The sequence below is a fragment of the Streptomyces sp. CC208A genome (genome assembly GCF_030010625.1).
Classification (GTDB): domain Bacteria; phylum Actinomycetota; class Actinomycetes; order Streptomycetales; family Streptomycetaceae; genus Streptomyces.
This window is the reverse complement of record NZ_JASCXN010000050.1, coordinates 1-15,026: the sequence shown is the minus strand read 5'-3', so window position 1 is coordinate 15,026 and position 15,026 is coordinate 1. Positions and strand designations below refer to the sequence as shown.

The window sequence follows — 15,026 nt, the reverse complement described above, 5'->3', positions numbered from 1 at the left end:
GTGTCGTCTCTGCTTCCTGCTTCGGGGCCGGTCAGCGCGCCCGTCTCGGTCGTCCGTGCGATATGACCGGTCAGTTTATGCAGATGGTTGCCTCCTCGCCCCCATCAGCTTCGCCCCTGGTACTTCGCGGAGGAGGCGCGCGCGGCTCCGAGCTTGCTGTAGAGACGTCCGCCGGGGCACTCCGTGGCGTATCCGTCGCGGTGTCCCGCGATGGTGTGGAACTTGACCTTCTGGCCCTTCTTGTAGAGGTTCCCGCCGCCGGAGACGAGGGTCTGGGTGCCCTCCGGGTCGACGCCGTGGAGCCCGAGTTTCCAGGCCGTCAGGCGGGCGACGGCGGTCAGGACGGCGGCCGGCGGGGTGGTGCTGGTGAAGGTGCCGAGGACGGCGACGCCCATGCTGTCGGTGTTGAAGCCGAGGGTGTGCGCGCCGAGGACCGGTTTCGTCACTCCGCCGGCCCGGCCTTCGTAGATGTTTCCGCACTTGTCGACGGCGAAGTTGTAGCCGAAGTCACGCCATCCGCTGCTCTTCACGTGGTAGCGGTAGATACTGCGCAGGACGGAGGGGGCCTCGCCGCAGGTGTAGTTGTTGCCGGTGGCGCTGTGGTGGACGAAGGCCGTCTTGATGGTCCTGGTGTAGACGAAGGCCTTCTCGCGGATGCTCTCGTCGGCGCCCCAGCCCTTGCGGGTGACGATCTTGGGGCGGGGGCCGATGTACGGCTTCTGCGCCGCGCTCCCCGCCGCCTCGGCCTCCGTCAGGACGGCCGTCTTCGCGTCGGGCAGGACGGCCGCGTCGGGCAGGACGGCCGGCAGGGCCGCCGTTCTGGGGCCCGGGGCCGGATCCGGGGGTTCGCCGGGGTCGACCAGTTCGAGGCGGAGGCCGGCCGGGAGCGGGGTCGTACCCTCTTCCGTCGCCCCGTCCGTGGTCCTCTCCTCCGCCCGTACGCGGATCTCGACGCCGTCCGAGTCGCCGACCCAGAGCGGGGCGGTGGAGCCGCGGAGGGCGCGGGCGGAGCCCTCGGCCGTGCCGGGGTCGGCGCCGTGCTCCGTGTGGTGGGTCTCCACGTCCTGCCAGGGCGACCAGGCGCCGTCGGCGGTGGCGCGGGTGCGGACCTGGACGGTGCCGTGGAGCGGGACCGCCGGGTCGTCCCAGACCACGCCGACGAGCGAGAAGGGTCTGACGTCCCGTCGGGTCAGGCCCAGCTCGGACGCGGCGCCCGGCTCGGTGCCGAAGGTGCGGACGGAGGCGCCCAGCGGGCGGAGCGGCAGTGACTGGGTGGAGCCCGGCAGCTCGTCCCGCGCCGGTGGGAAGGCGGCCGCCGCCGGGCGCGCGGTGGCCGTCGCGGGGGCGGCGAGGGTGACCGGCAGGGCGAGCGCGGCCGCGCAGGCGGCGGCGATCGTGGAGGCTATTGAGGCACGCATGGGCCGATCGTGCGGAGCGGCAGGGCGCGGCGCGCGGCGGGAGAGTGACGGCGCGTCCGGCCGACCGGAGGACGCCGTCACCGGTACGGCCCAGGGCGGTGCGGCCGTCCGCGTACCCTGTGCGGCGTGAACGCCAGCGACCGCACCCCCGCCGACCTGCTGCGATCCGCGCTCGCCGCGGACCCCGCCCGCCCCTTGGTCACCTACTACGACGACGCCACCGGTGAACGGGTGGAATTGTCCGTCGCCACCTTCGCCAATTGGGTGGCGAAGACGGCCAATCTCCTCCAGGGCGAGCTGTCCGCCGAGCCCGGCGACCGGCTCGCGCTGCTGCTGCCCGCGCACTGGCAGACCGCCGTCTGGCTGCTCGCCTGCTCTTCCGTCGGGGTGACGGCCGAGCTGGGCGGCGACCCGGCCGGCGCCGACCTGGTGGTGGCGGGGCCCGGGACCCTGGAGGCGGGGCTCGCCTGTTCCGGGGAGCGGGTCGCGCTCTCCCTGGCGCCGCTGGGGCGCCGCTTCCCGACCGCGCCCGCGGGGTACGCGGACTACGCGGTGGAGGTGCCGGGACAGGGCGACCGCTTCGCCCCCTTCGTACCGGTGGACGCGGACGCTCCCGCCCTCGTCGTCGACGGTACGGAACGCAGCGGCGCCGAGCTCGTCGAGCAGGCCCGGCTCGACGCCGTACGGCTCGGCCTCGGGCCCGGGTCGCGGCTGCTGTCCGGGCTGCCGTACGCGAGCTGGGAGGGGCTGTCGGCCGGGCTGTACGCGCCCCTGGCGGCGGGCGGCTCCGTGGTGCTGTGCCGGAACGTGGGCGAGCTGGCTCCGGAGGCCCTGGAGAAGCGCATCGAGAGCGAGCGGGTCACGGCCACGGCGCTCTGACGGGCGAGCCGTGGCGGCGGCGTTTCCGCCGGGGGTGCTTCCGGTGCACCCGTTCGGCCGATCGACGCGCCGCGTACCCGCGACCGTACGGCGAGTCCGGTACATGATCGGCCCGGGGGGAGCCGTCTCCTCCGTACAACCCCGTGTCGGGTCCGGTCGCCTCCTTCGGCGGAGGCCGGCACCCGACGCGCCTCCGACGCCCCCTAAGGACGGACAGACGTGACGGACCGCGCTGGCACGCCCGCCGAACCGGACCCGGAGCGGGAGAACCCGGAGACGGGGGGCGGGGACGGAACCTCAGGACCGGCCGCCGAGCCGCGCCGGCACTGGCTGCGGTGGACGGCCCTGGGGGTCTCGGTCGTGCTGCTCGGTGCGGCCGGGACCGGCTGGTGGCTCTACCGGAAGCTCGACGCCAACATCACCACGGACACCACCGCGGCGGACGAGCTGCGGCGGTACGAGAAGGAGCGCCCGGCCTCCCTCGTGGCGGCCGCGCGGAACATCCTGCTGATCGGCTCGGACACCCGCTCGGGCGCGGGGAACCACAAGTACGGGCGGGACAAGGGGACCCAGCGTTCCGACACCGTGATCCTGCTGCACCTGGCGGCCGACGGGTCGAGCGCGACGGCCATGTCGATCCCCCGCGACCTGATGGTGACGATCCCGAGCTGCGCCAGGCCCGAGGGGGGCCGGACCCGGGAGCAGCGGGCGCAGTTCAACTGGTCCTTCGAGTGGGGCGGCACGGCCTGCACGATCCGTACCGTCGAGAAGCTGACCGGGATCCGGGTCGACCACCACATGGTGATCGACTTCCGGGGCTTCAAGAAGATGGTGGACGCGGTGGACGGCGTCGAGGTCTGCCTGAAGGAGCCGGTGGACGACCCCGACGCCAAGCTGAAGCTCCCGGCGGGCCGTCAGAAGCTGAACGGGGAGCAGGCGCTGGGCTTCGTGCGGGCCAGGAAGTCGCTCGGCAACGGCAGCGACACCGATCGGATGGACCGGCAGCAGATGTTCCTCGGCGCCCTGGTGAACAAGGTGCAGAGCAACGGGGTGCTGCTGAACCCGGCCAAGCTGTACCCGGTCCTGGACGCGGCGACGAAGTCCCTCACCACCGACCCGGGGCTCGCCTCGCTGCGGGACCTGTACGACCTGGCGCGGGCGATGCGGGCGATCCCCACGGAGAAGGTGCAGTTCCTGACGGTGCCGCGGCGCCCGTACGCGTACGACCCGAACCGGGACGAACTGGTGCAACCCGCGGCGAGCGAGCTCTTCCGGCAACTCCGCGAGGACAGGCCGGTCGTGGTGACCCCGCCGGAACCGGAGGAGGGGCCCGGCACATCTCCCGACGGGAAGCCGGACGACGCGGAGACGCCCGCCCCGAGCGGCACACCGACCTTCACCGGCCGGAACGCGGCGGAGGGGATGTGCCCCTGAGGAGCGCACCTGAGGGCCGGGGGGCCGCTGAGTAAAGCGGTACCCAAGGGAGAGTCAGGGAGCGGCCCATTTAAGGCAGATTGTCCCTTTGTAAGGGGCGTGGAATTTGTCACTGCCGTCGCCCAGCGCTGAACTGGGCGGATAGTGTGACGCGATCCGGTGCACCCCGACCGCGTGGTCGCACTCAGCCAAGGATCGAACGACCGAGTGGCGCCCACAGGGGGAGGCGCCCCGCGTGGCACCGACGGAGGACAGGAACCGTGGACGCGCACAGCCGTGGACGGGCGGGCGAGATCGACCCCGCCGACCAGTGGGTGCTCAACCCGCAGACCGGCGAATACGAACTGCGACTGAACCACTCCGCTGGGCAGTCGGCCGCCGGTGTCTCCCATTCCGGTACCACCGACTCCGGTACCCACATCGGCGGGCGGCGAACCGCCCCCGCCGAGGTTCCCGTCCCCGGCCAGCGGCGCCGCCGCCCGGCCGAGCAGGACGGCACGGCCCCGGGCACCGGCACCGGCACCGGCACCGGCACCGGCACCGGCACCGGCACCGGTCGGCGCGTGCCCCCGCAGAGCCGCCGCAAGCGCAAGCAGGGCGCGAGCCGCAAGAAGAAGGTCCTGCTGTGGACCGGCGGCACGATGGCCTTCGTCCTGGTGGGCGGCGCGGTCGGCGTGTACGCGATCTACAACCGGCTCGACGGCAACATCGGCGTCGTGGACGTCGGCGACGCCGCGGCGAAGACGGAGTCGATCACGGGGCCGCTGAACATCCTGATCCTCGGCAACGACGTCCGCACCGGCGAGGGCAACGAGAGCTACGGCAACAAGGACAACGTCACCGGCCACGCCGACACGACGTTCCTCATCCACATCGCCGAGGACCGCACCAACGCGACGGCGATGAGCATCCCGCGCGACCTCAAGACCGAGATCCCGGACTGCCCGACGACGGTCGACGGGGTCACCAAGGTCATCCCCGGCTCGGTCGGCAAGACCAAGTTCAACGAGTCCTTCGGCGTCGAGGGCCGCGACCCCGGCTGCACCATGCGGACCATCACGAAGATGACCGGCCTGCCGGTCAACCACTTCATGATGGTCGACTTCAACGGCGTGAAGACGCTGTCCACGGCGGTCGGCGGCGTCGAGGTCTGCCTGGCCAAGCCGATCAACGACAAGAAGTACTCGAAGCTCAACCTCCCCGCGGGCAAGCACCGCGTCCAGGGCGAGCAGGCGCTCGCGTTCCTCCGGAACCGGCACGGCCTCGGCAACGAGAGCGACCTGGACCGCATCAAGCAGCAGCAGCAGTTCCTCGCCTCGATGATGCGCCAGCTCAAGGAGGACACCCTCTCCAGCCCGACGAAGCTGCTCGCGGTGGCCGACGCGGCGACCCAGGCGCTCACCGTCGACTCGGGGATCGGCAGCCCGGCGAAGCTCGTCACCCTGGCGAAGGAACTCGCCAAGGTGGACCTGAAGAACATCACCTTCCTGACCGTGCCGGTGGTCGACAACCCCGACGAGCCGCCGAACAGGCGGGCCACCGTCGTCCTCGACCCGGTGAAGGCCCCCCAGGTCTTCAGCATGATCCAGGAGGACGTCTCCTTCACCGAGGTCAAGAAGAAGGAGGCCGACGCCAAGAAGGCGAAGGCGGCGGCCACCACGAAGCTCCTGGAGGGCCCGAAGGCCGAGGCCGCGGACATCCGCGTCGACGTCTACAACGGCAGCGGCACCCAGGGCGCCGCCCAGGCGACCATCAACTGGCTCCAGAACGATCAGGGCGTGCTCCGCTCCGCCAACAAGGGCAACGCCCCCGAGAAGGCGGCGAAGACCACGCTCACCTACGCACCGAACCAGGCGGACCAGGCCCGTGCGCTCGCGGCCCTGATGGGTCTGCCCGCCACGGCGCTCAAGCCTGGCACCGTCGACGCCGCGGAGCGCGAGCCCATGAAGCTCGTCCTCGGCGCCGACTACAAGGGCGCGGGGGTTTCCATGACCGCTCCGACGAAGGCGCCGGACGTGGGTCAGGTAGAGGCAGACAAGCAGGTGTGCGCCCAGTGACCCGGTGACAACGGGCAGGGCGCACCCGAAGACGAGGGGACCTGGGGTGGGACAGAACAGCGTGCGACGGGAGGGGACGCGACCGAGCGTTCCGCACGCCCGAGACCGAGGCTGGGACGACGACCTGCACGGCGCCGGTGAGGCCACCGGCGCCGGCGGTACGGGCACGAGTACGGACCCGGGGCCGGCCACGGCCTCCGTGCCGGCGCCGGGGGGCCGCGCCGCACGCCGTCGCGGGGGCGGCGGGGACAGTGGGCCCGCCGGCGCGGCCGTCGGCGCGGGCGGCCGTGCCGCGGCCCGGCGGCAGGCCAAGAAGGCCGGCAAGAAGAAGGCGCTGCGCTGGTCGGCGATCGCCGTCTCGGTGGTGGTGCTCGGTACGGCGGCGGCCGGTTACGCGTACTACGAGCACCTGAACGACAACATCCGCAGCGGCGGCCGCGCGGGCGGCGAGAGCGGCGTGAAGAAGGCCGTGCCGAACGCGCTGGGCGACACGCCGCTGAACATCCTGCTGATCGGCTCGGACAGCCGGGCCGACGAGAAGAACATCGCGCTGGGCGGCAGCCGCAAGGACAAGGACCGGCCGCCGCTCGCCGACGTCCAGATGCTGCTGCACGTCTCCGCCGACCGGCAGAACGCCTCGCTGATCTCCATACCCCGCGACACCGTCGTGAAGATCCCCGACTGCAAGGGCGAGGACGGCACCGCGTACCCGGGCACCACCGACCGGCCCATCAACGAGACCCTCGCGCGCGGCGGCCCCGGCTGCACGCTCACCACCTGGGAGACCCTCACCGGCGTCTACATCGACCACTGGATGATGGTCGACTTCGCGGGCGTGGTGGCGATGGCCGACGAGGTCGGCGGCGTCCCCGTCTGCGTCAAGACCGGGGTGTACGACAGGTCGACCGCCCAGGTCAGGGGCGGCTCCGGGCTCAAGCTCCCCGCCGGCACCACCGAGGTCCAGGGCGAGCAGGCCCTCCAGTGGCTGCGTACCCGGCACGCCTTCGGCAGCGACCAGAACCGGGCCAAGGCCCAGCACATGTACCTCAACGGCATGCTGAAGAAGCTCCAGCAGCAGAACGCCTGGACCGACACCGGCCGCCTGATGGGCCTCGCGGAGACCGGCACCAAGGCGCTCCAGGTCTCCGACGGCCTCGACACCGTGGCCAAGCTCTTCGACCTCGGCATGCAGCTGAAGAACGTGAAGGTCGACCGGCTGTCCACGGTCACCATCCCGACGGATCCCTACCCGCCGAACCCGAAGGCGTGGCTCCAGCCGAGGACCGCGGCGGCCGAGAAGATCTGGGGCATGCTCCGGGAGGACGTCGCCCTCGACAAGAACGGCGACAAGGCGCCCGCGAAGCCGAAGGCGGACGCCAAGCCGAGGAAGACGGCCGCCGCGCCCGCCGCGCTGCCCGTCACCGTCGTCAACGGCACCGCGGGGAACGACGAGCCGCCCGTCGAGGGCCGCGCCAAGGACATCTCCGCCGTGCTGACCGAGAAGGGCTTCGCCCAGGCCGGGATCTCCAAGGAGCCCAAGCCCAGCAAGGGCACGGTCGTCGCCTACCCGAAGGACCAGGGCGACCAGGGCCGGGCGGACGCCGAGTCCGTGGCGGCCGCGCTCGGCCTGCCGCCCTCCACCGTCCGCGCGGACGGGACGATCCAGGGGATCACCCTGGTCGTGGGCGCGGACTGGCGCGAGGGCACCACGTACCAGAAGAAGCAGGACAAGGCCGGCGACCTGCCCGAGGGCGCCGACGACAAGGCCGACTGCATGGACGTGTACTCGGTCTACAAGTGGGACGGGGAGGGCTGACCCCCTCCCCCACGCCGACGGCCGGGCCCTCCTGAACGAGGGGCCCGGCCGTCGCCGTTCGTACGAGGGGGGTCAGACCGTCTCGGTCTCGTCCCGCTTCACCGCCGGGCGGCGGCTCGCGATGACCTTCCGCGCCAGGGACTTGGGGCTGGTGAGGAAGCCGAAGCCCCAGGACATGTGCATGGTGGCGAGGGCCACCGGGATCTGGGCGCGGGCCTTCAGGGAGAGGCCCTTGCCGGCCGGGACCGAACCGGCGGTGATCGCGGCCAGGTAGCCCGCGGGGATCACGAAGCCGAGCGGGGTGAGGGTGGCGCCGACGAGCGTGCCCGCGGCGATGGCGCAGACGGCGGCCGGCGGGGCCAGGTAGCGGAGGTTGATGGAGCCGGCGTGGTAGCGGGCCACCACGTGGCGCCAACGGCCGTAGTCCTTGTACTGCTTGGCCAGGGCCTTCACCGAGGGGCGGGGGCGGTACTGGACGCGCAGCTCCGGCGAGAACCAGATCAGGCCGCCGGCCTCGCGGATGCGGAAGTTCAGCTCCCAGTCCTGGGCGCGGATGAACTCCTCGTTGTACCCGCCCTGCCGCTCCAGGGCCTCGCGGCGGAAGACGCCGAGGTAGACCGTCTCGGCGGGGCCCGCGGCGCCGCCGGTGTGGAAGGCCGCGTTGCCGACGCCGATCTTCGAGGTCATCGCGGCGGCGACCGCGTCCTCCCAGGCGTTCTCGCCCTCGGCGTGCATGATGCCGCCGACGTTCTGCGCGCCGGTCTCCTCCAGGAGGCGGACGGCGGTGGCGATGTAGTTCGGCGACAGCATCCCGTGGCCGTCGACGCGCACCACGATCGGGTGGCGGGACGCCTTGATCGCCGCGTTGAGGGCGGCGGGGGTGCGGCCCGTGGGGTTGGGCACGGTGTGGACCCGGGGGTCCTCGCGTACCAGCTCGGCGGCGATCTCGTCCGTACGGTCCGTGGACGGGCCGAGGGCGATCACCACCTCCATCTCGCCGTCGTACTCCTGCGCCAGGATGTGACGGACCGAGTTGCGCAGATGCCGCTCCTCATTGAGGACCGGCATGATCACGGATACGGGGGGCGTGGCGTTCATCAACGGGTCACGTTACCGCGAACGGGGGACAGCGGCGCGCGCCGCCGGGTCCGGTGGCCCTACCGGCTGATCGTATGGGCCTACGGTGCTCACGGTCCCCCTCGTCACACCCGCGGAGGTGTCCGTCCGTGCCCACACCGCCCCGCACGCCCCGTCCGCCCCGCACACCCGGCCGCCCGCCCGCCCCCCGGCGCGGCGGGCCCGTACCGGTGCGGCGGCCCCGGCGGCGGCCCCGCTGGGGCATGCGGATGGCGACCGCGCTGTCCGTGGTGGTGCTGGCGGCCGGGGGGATCGGGCACGCGGTGGTCACCGGCCTGGACACCGGGATCACCCGGGTGGACCCGTTCAAGGACATGAAGAACCGCCCGCAGGCGGGGACCGGCATGAACGTGCTCGTCGTCGGCACCGACGGGCGCGACCGGATCACGCCCGAGGAGAAGCGGAAGTACCGGCTCGGCGGGGCGCCCTGCCACTGCACGGACACCGTGCTGCTCGTGCACATCTCCGAGGACCGGGAGCGGGCCAGCGTCGTCAGCCTGCCCCGGGACTCGTACGCCGAACTGCCCGAGCACACCGACCAGAACAGCGGCGAGAAGCACCGGGCGCACCCGGTGAAGCTGAACGCCGCCTACGCGGAGGGCGGGCCCGCGCTGACCGTGCGGACGGTGGAGGCGCTGACCCGGGTCAAGATCGACCACTACCTGGAGGTCGACTTCACCAGCTTCATGCGGACGGTGGACGCGGTCGGCGGGGTGCGGATCTGCACGGCGAAGCCGGTCAAGGACGCGTACACGGGCCTGGAGCTGGCGGCCGGCACGCACGAGCTCGACGGCGGGCAGGCGCTCCAGTACGTGCGCTCCCGGCACATCGACGGGGCGGCGGACATCGGGCGGATGCAGCGGCAGCAGAAGTTCCTGGCGGCGCTCGTGGACCGGCTGACCAGCGGCGGGGTGCTGTTCAACCCGGTGCGGTTCCGGGAGGTCGCGACGACGCTGCTGGGCTCCGTACGGGCCGACGAGGGCTTCGGCACGGACCAGCTGCTCGCGCTGGCCAAGGCGATGCGGGGCTTCACGCCGGCGTCGTCGGAGTTCGTGTCCGTGCCGATCGGGGACATGGACTTCTCCGTGAAGGGCATCGGGTCGACCGTGAAGTGGGACGCGGTGAAGGCGCAGCAGCTGTTCGCGGCGCTGCGCGAGGACCGGCCGCTGGCGGAGCGGCCGGCCCCGGCGTCCACGCCCGAGAAGAAGCCCGAGGCGGTCGTCGTGGACGTGGCGCCGGAGAAGATCCGGGTGCAGGTCTACAACGGCACCCGGATCGACGGCCTGGGGCGGAAGGTGGACGACGCGCTGCGGGGGGCGGGCTTCGACACGACGCGGACGCCGATGACGGGCGAGGGCGGCGAGCTGAAGCGGACCGTGATCGAGTACGACCCCCGCTGGGACCGCTCCGCCGAGTCCCTCGCGGCGGCCCTGCCGGGCGCCGAACTGAAGCCGGTACCGGGCCGGGGCGGAACCCTGCGGGTGACGGCGGGCTCGGAGTACCGGGGCGTCACGGCGGTGCGGGTGGAGGCGCCGGCGGCGGCGCGGGGGCCGTTCGAGGCGGTGACCGGGGACCAGGTGGTGTGCCCGTGAGGGGACGTTTCGGGGTCAGTCCTCGTAGCCCTCGGCGGCCCGGCGCTCGCGGAGTTCCTTGATGGCCTGGCGGCGGGCCAGGCGGTGGGTGCGGCGGATCTGGGCCTCCTGGTAGCGGCGCTTGTCCTGTTCGGTCTCGGGGAGGACCTGAGGGACCGGACGGGGCTTGCCGTCGGCGTCGACGGCGGCGAAGACCAGGTACGCGGAGCCGACCTGGGTCGCGGGGGTGGTGTCGTTCCAGCGCTCGGCCAGGACGCGTACGCCGACCTCCATGGAGGAGCGGCCGGTCCAGTTGACCTGGGCCTTCACATGGAGGAGGTCGCCGACGCGGACGGGCTCCAGGAAGGCCATCTCGTCCATGGAGGCGGTCACGGCCGGTCCGCCGGAGTGGCGGCCGGCGACGGCGCCCGCCGCGTCGTCCACCAGCTTCATGATCACACCGCCGTGCACCGTCCCGAGGAGGTTGGTGTCGTGGCTGGTCATGATGTGGCTGAGAGTGGTGCGGGAGGCCGAGGTGGGCTTGCCCGGGATAGCGCCCTGTTCTGTCATGTCCTCCACCTTATGCCTGGTATCGGCGTTGTCCGCTTTGCATCAGCTTGGCAACAGCACCGGTCCTATTTTCCACCCGGCCTGTCGCCCGGAAAGCGGGGACCGGCACACTGGTCCGCATGAATGAGTGGCCTGAGCAGCCCGAGGGCGCCCGCCCCATGCGGCACGTGCAGCGACGACCGCGGGGATCGCAGTCCTCGCAGTACCAGCAGGGGTACGACCAGGGGCAGGCGTACAACCCGAACTTCACTCAGGCCCAGGCCACGGGGTACGACTCCGGGTACAGCACCGGCCAGGTGTACGGCACCCCGCAGGGCGGGGGGCACGGCGGCGCGGGCGGCCCCGGCGGCCCGGCGGGACCCGGCGCCCGCCCCGCGGGAGCCGCGCCGGACTGGCGCAAGCGGATCAAGATTGGGTCGATCGTGCTGGGCGTCGGCGTCCTGGTGTGGGGCGTCGGCACGTACGCCTGGGCCAGCTCGCAGATGCGCAACGAGGTGGACCTCTCCAAGGTCATCGAGCGGCCCGCCGAGGGCGACTGCACGACGTACCTGATCGTCGGCTCCGACAGCCGCGAGGGCATGACGGCCGAGGAGAAGAAGAAGCTGCACACCGGCTCCGCGGAGGGCAAGCGGACCGACTCGATGATGATCCTCGCGGCCTGCTCCAGCGGGAACACGATGATCTCGCTGCCCCGCGACTCCTGGGTGACGATCCCCAGCTTCGTCGGCTCCGAGTCCGGCAAGCAGTACCCGGCGCGCGGCGGCTCCAAGCTGAACGCGGCCTACGCGATGGACGGGCCCGAACTGCTCGTCCGTACGGTGGAGTTCAACACCGGCCTGCGGATCGACCACTACGCGGAGATCGGCTTCGCCGGCTTCGCGAACATCGTGGACGCGCTCGGCGGCGTCGAGCTGAACATCGAAAAGGGCTTCAAGGACAAGAAGTCGGGCGCCGACTTCCAGGCCGGCGAGCAGACCCTCGACGGCGAGCAGGCCCTCGCCTTCGTCCGCACCCGCTACGCCTTCGCCGAGTCGGACCTGGCCCGGACGAAGAACCAGCAGAAGTTCCTCGCCGCCCTGGCCAACCAGGCGGCGACCCCGGGCACGATCATCAACCCCTTCCGCCTGTACCCGACGCTCGGCGCCGGCCTGGACACCCTGATCGTCGACAAGGACATGTCCCTGTGGGACCTGGGCCAGATGTTCTTCGCGATGAAGGGCATCAACGGCGGCGACGGCAAGTCCATGAACATGCCGATCGCGGGCACCGCGCCGCAGGGCTCCCTCAAGTGGGACATGCCGAAGGTGAAGCAGCTCGTCGAGCAGATCAAGAACGACCAGAAGGTCACCGTCGAATCGAACCGGTGACCTTCCGGACGGCCGGCGCCCGCCCGGGGTGCCGGCCGTTCGTGTTGCGCGGTGGGCGCCGGATCGGTTTCCCCGGATCGGTTTCCGAAGCCCCGCACGGCAGTTGAGCCGCGCGGGGCGTTTCGCCGTCCGCGAGGGGGCTACGCTCCTCCCTCCAGTTCTCCGGGCAGGGGGCCGGGGGTGAGTTCCTGCACGTGGTCCGGACATGCGCAGAGGGTCGTTCCGGGGCCGCTCACACTCTGGATCCAGCGGACCGCCACGGGGGCGTTCGTGAGGGTGCGGCACTTGACACAGAGTGCGACGTGCACGGGTGCGGGTGGGTTCGTGAGTCCGTCGCGGGTCACGCGGTCACCCCCGCAGCGGCGAAGGCGGCGAGGGTTTCGAAGTGGTCGCCCTCGTAGCCGTACGGGTAGTCCACGCCGAGCGTGGCGAGGACTGCGGCGGTGCGCCGCTCGTGGATCACGCCGAAATCGAGGGTGTCGTCCAGTCGACAGTACGGGCGCACCAATGCGACATCCTCGCCTCGAAGCGGGCTGTAGAGCGCGCGGACGTGGGCGGGGGTCGGTGTGCTCCACGGCTTCAGCCAGGGGTCCACGAGAGGTGTCTCGGGGCGCTCGGCGAGGAAGGCGGCGGAGTGGCGTCCGGGCCGGTGAGGGACGAGGACGGAGAGCGCCCAGACGAGGGCACGGGCGATAAGATCGCGCATGGTCGTTCAGCTCCTAGAAAGCTGTTCGGCTGAGCCCCGGTAGACCGGTCCTACGCGGTCTGTCGGGGCACTTTTCGTGTTCGCGAGATCACGCTAAGGCACCTGTCTAGGTGTGTCTAGTCCTGCCTTTGTCTGCCTGGGTATCGGGTTCGGAAGGACGTGTTGTCTACGCTTCCGCTATGGCAGCGAGAGAAGTCGACCACCGGGCCCCGGAACCTCCCTACCGGCAGATCGCTGCCGACTTGGCCGCAGACATCGAGCGGGGCGACTTGGCCCCGGGGCGTCCGCTCCCGTCGGAGAAGGAGTTGACGGAGCTGTACGGGGTCGCACGGGAAACCGCTCGCCGTGCTCTCGCGCTGCTCCGCGAGCGAGGGCTCATCTACACCGTGACGGGCCGAGGTTCCTACGTCACCGAGCCCGCCGAGCAAACCGGCGAGGGCGACGGCCGGGCCGACGCGTAACCGGGGAACGGGGAAGCCCCGTCCGTACGCCACGGGGGCGGCGCACGGACGGGGCGGTATGGGTGCGTGTTGCTGCGAGGGGCGGGCTACGTCATGCCGTACGGGCACGGGTCGCCCGCCTCGCGCGGGCAGGCGATCAGTGCCCGGGACACGTACTGACCGGCTTTCGACCAGTAGCCGTAGACGGCGTCTCCCGCCCGTTGCGTGGCAGGCGCGGTAGGGGTGCTTCTTGTGGCCGTGAGGCTTGAGCGGGAGCCTTCCAGCCGCTCAAGAACGGGATAGTGCTCCTCGTCCACCGGCGGGTTCCGCGTCAGCTCTCCTTCCAGCCAGGCCAGCGCGTGGTCCAGTCCGTCAGGGCTGCACGCGAACGTGTCGGCCACGTGGTTCCGCGGGCGCCGTAGCCAGTGCGCCACTTCGATGGGCGGGTAGTTGGCGGGGGCGGTTTCCCGGCGGATCTCCGTGTCCGTGTACGCCCGTCCCGTGTACGCGTACGCGTGCCAGTGCGCTGTCACGCCCGGAGCGTACGAGCCAGGGAACCTCCCTTCACGCGACACCCTTTGCCGTCCTTCGAACGGGTTCCTTCATGTCTTCGGGCGGCAGGGAGAGCAGGGCGCCGACCAGGTACGTGCGTGCTCGTTCGATGGCGGGGACCGGGTCGTCGAGCAGTTCGGCGGGTGGGATCTGCGCGCGGAGTGCCGGGTCCACGAGAGCCTGTGCCAGGATCTCCGTCACGACGCGTTCGGCGAGCCAGTGCCGCGTGCGTTCCTTGATCGCGACGGTCAGGTGCAGGGACGTCGTGTCCCCCACGGTGTACGGCGCGTGGAGGTAGCCGCGAGGGAGCCAGAAGACGTCACCGGGCTCCAGCGTGACGGTCCGCGCCGGCGGGGTCGTGGCGAGCCGCTTCCGTTCGTCGTGCGTGAATCCGCGCCCCTCGAACGCCCCGTACTCGCCCGTGGGGTTCTCCACGATCGGCGGGTGCAGCGGCCACGCCTTCCGGCCCGCCACCTGGAGGATGAGCGTCACGTACGGGTCGTAGTGGTACGTGAGGCCCTGCGAGCCGGGCGGGGTCATGTACGCGTTGATGTGGACGCGGCACCCGGTCTCCTGCCGGATCTCGTCGCACAGTCGGCTGACCGCTGGTTTCAGCGCCTGGAGGTCCCGGAGGGTGACCGTCCCTCCCCGGTCCAGGTGCGCGCGGACGGCCCCCGGGCGGGGCGCGTCTCCCGTGACGTACGTGTGGCGTTCGATGATCTCGCCGTCCTTGAGCAGTACGACGTTGCGCGCGGCGAGGCAGTGCGTGTCCACCAGCGCGTTCACTTCGGCAAGGGTCAGCAGATGCGCGAACGACCCGGGTTCGCGCTTGAACAGCAGGGGCTCACTCGGCCACCGGGTCAGGATCTCGGGTGCTGTGTCGATCAGGTCGGACAAGGGCATCGGTTGCGCTCCCTGAATGTCTGCGAAGAGGGGGAGCGGGGGCCCGCACCCGGCCGGTACAGGCCCCCGCGATGTGGCATCAGGCGGAGGTGCTGTGCCTGCCGGACATCCACGCCTGGGCGAAGGCCGTGATCTCCGCCTCGCTCATGCGGAGCTGCCGCCCCGCCCCCTCGGGC

13 protein-coding genes are annotated in these 15,026 nt (G+C 71.7%); 7 read left to right on the top strand and 6 right to left on the bottom strand.

What is annotated here, in order from left to right; translation table 11 throughout:
* Positions 1–104: 104 nt before the first annotated feature.
* Entirely contained in the window at positions 105–1,418 is a 1,314-nt protein-coding gene (locus tag QK442_RS33635; RefSeq protein ID WP_282697914.1) for an N-acetylmuramoyl-L-alanine amidase, read from the bottom strand.
* 126 nt (positions 1,419–1,544) lie between these two features.
* Here QK442_RS33635 and QK442_RS33630 point away from each other — a divergent pair, with 126 nt between their 5' ends.
* The 4 genes from QK442_RS33630 (at position 1,545) to QK442_RS33615 (ending at position 7,604) form a co-directional block, all read left to right on the top strand.
* On the top strand, positions 1,545–2,297 hold the full coding sequence (locus tag QK442_RS33630) for a TIGR03089 family protein (protein ID WP_282697913.1): 753 nt from the start codon (positions 1,545–1,547) through the stop codon (positions 2,295–2,297).
* 219 nt (positions 2,298–2,516) lie between these two features.
* The gene (locus QK442_RS33625; RefSeq protein WP_282697912.1) at positions 2,517–3,731 is read left to right on the top strand and encodes an LCP family protein; all 1,215 of its coding nucleotides are present in this window, start codon (positions 2,517–2,519) and stop codon (positions 3,729–3,731) included.
* Between the two features lie 260 nt (positions 3,732–3,991).
* On the top strand, positions 3,992–5,788 hold the full coding sequence (locus QK442_RS33620; protein ID WP_282697911.1) for an LCP family protein: 1,797 nt from the start codon (positions 3,992–3,994) through the stop codon (positions 5,786–5,788).
* Between the two features lie 46 nt (positions 5,789–5,834).
* A complete protein-coding gene (locus QK442_RS33615; protein ID WP_282697910.1) occupies positions 5,835–7,604 on the top strand; it encodes an LCP family protein in 1,770 nt (589 codons plus the stop codon).
* A gap of 72 nt (positions 7,605–7,676) precedes the next feature.
* Here QK442_RS33615 and QK442_RS33610 read toward each other — a convergent pair whose 3' ends face one another.
* Positions 7,677–8,702 (bottom strand): glycosyltransferase family 2 protein, encoded by a 1,026-nt coding sequence (locus QK442_RS33610; protein WP_282697909.1) that lies wholly within the window; start codon positions 8,700–8,702, stop codon positions 7,677–7,679.
* 74 nt (positions 8,703–8,776) lie between these two features.
* On the opposite strand from QK442_RS33610, the gene QK442_RS33605 reads away from it, so the two are divergent.
* Positions 8,777–10,333: an LCP family protein gene (locus QK442_RS33605; protein WP_282697908.1), complete on the top strand. Its 1,557-nt coding sequence runs from the start codon at positions 8,777–8,779 to the stop codon at positions 10,331–10,333.
* A gap of 15 nt (positions 10,334–10,348) precedes the next feature.
* Here QK442_RS33605 and QK442_RS33600 read toward each other — a convergent pair whose 3' ends face one another.
* On the bottom strand, positions 10,349–10,882 hold the full coding sequence (locus tag QK442_RS33600; protein WP_282697907.1) for an acyl-CoA thioesterase: 534 nt from the start codon (positions 10,880–10,882) through the stop codon (positions 10,349–10,351).
* Positions 10,883–11,001: 119 nt separating this feature from the next.
* Here QK442_RS33600 and QK442_RS33595 point away from each other — a divergent pair, with 119 nt between their 5' ends.
* Entirely contained in the window at positions 11,002–12,249 is a 1,248-nt protein-coding gene (locus QK442_RS33595; RefSeq protein WP_282697906.1) for an LCP family protein, read from the top strand.
* A gap of 340 nt (positions 12,250–12,589) precedes the next feature.
* Here QK442_RS33595 and QK442_RS33590 read toward each other — a convergent pair whose 3' ends face one another.
* On the bottom strand, positions 12,590–12,955 hold the full coding sequence (locus tag QK442_RS33590; RefSeq protein ID WP_282697905.1) for a hypothetical protein: 366 nt from the start codon (positions 12,953–12,955) through the stop codon (positions 12,590–12,592).
* Between the two features lie 179 nt (positions 12,956–13,134).
* Here QK442_RS33590 and QK442_RS33585 point away from each other — a divergent pair, with 179 nt between their 5' ends.
* Positions 13,135–13,416 carry a GntR family transcriptional regulator gene (locus QK442_RS33585; protein ID WP_282697904.1) on the top strand — a complete coding sequence of 94 codons (282 nt, stop codon included), beginning with the start codon at positions 13,135–13,137 and terminating at the stop codon, positions 13,414–13,416.
* 86 nt (positions 13,417–13,502) lie between these two features.
* Here the strand turns inward: QK442_RS33585 and QK442_RS33580 are convergent, their stop codons facing one another.
* Complete coding sequence (locus QK442_RS33580; protein ID WP_282697903.1) at positions 13,503–13,928, bottom strand: hypothetical protein; 426 nt, start codon at positions 13,926–13,928, stop codon at positions 13,503–13,505.
* A gap of 31 nt (positions 13,929–13,959) precedes the next feature.
* Positions 13,960–14,850, bottom strand: a complete 891-nt coding sequence (locus QK442_RS33575; RefSeq protein ID WP_282697902.1) for a cupin domain-containing protein — start codon at positions 14,848–14,850, stop codon at positions 13,960–13,962.
* Positions 14,851–15,026 lie beyond the last annotated feature (176 nt).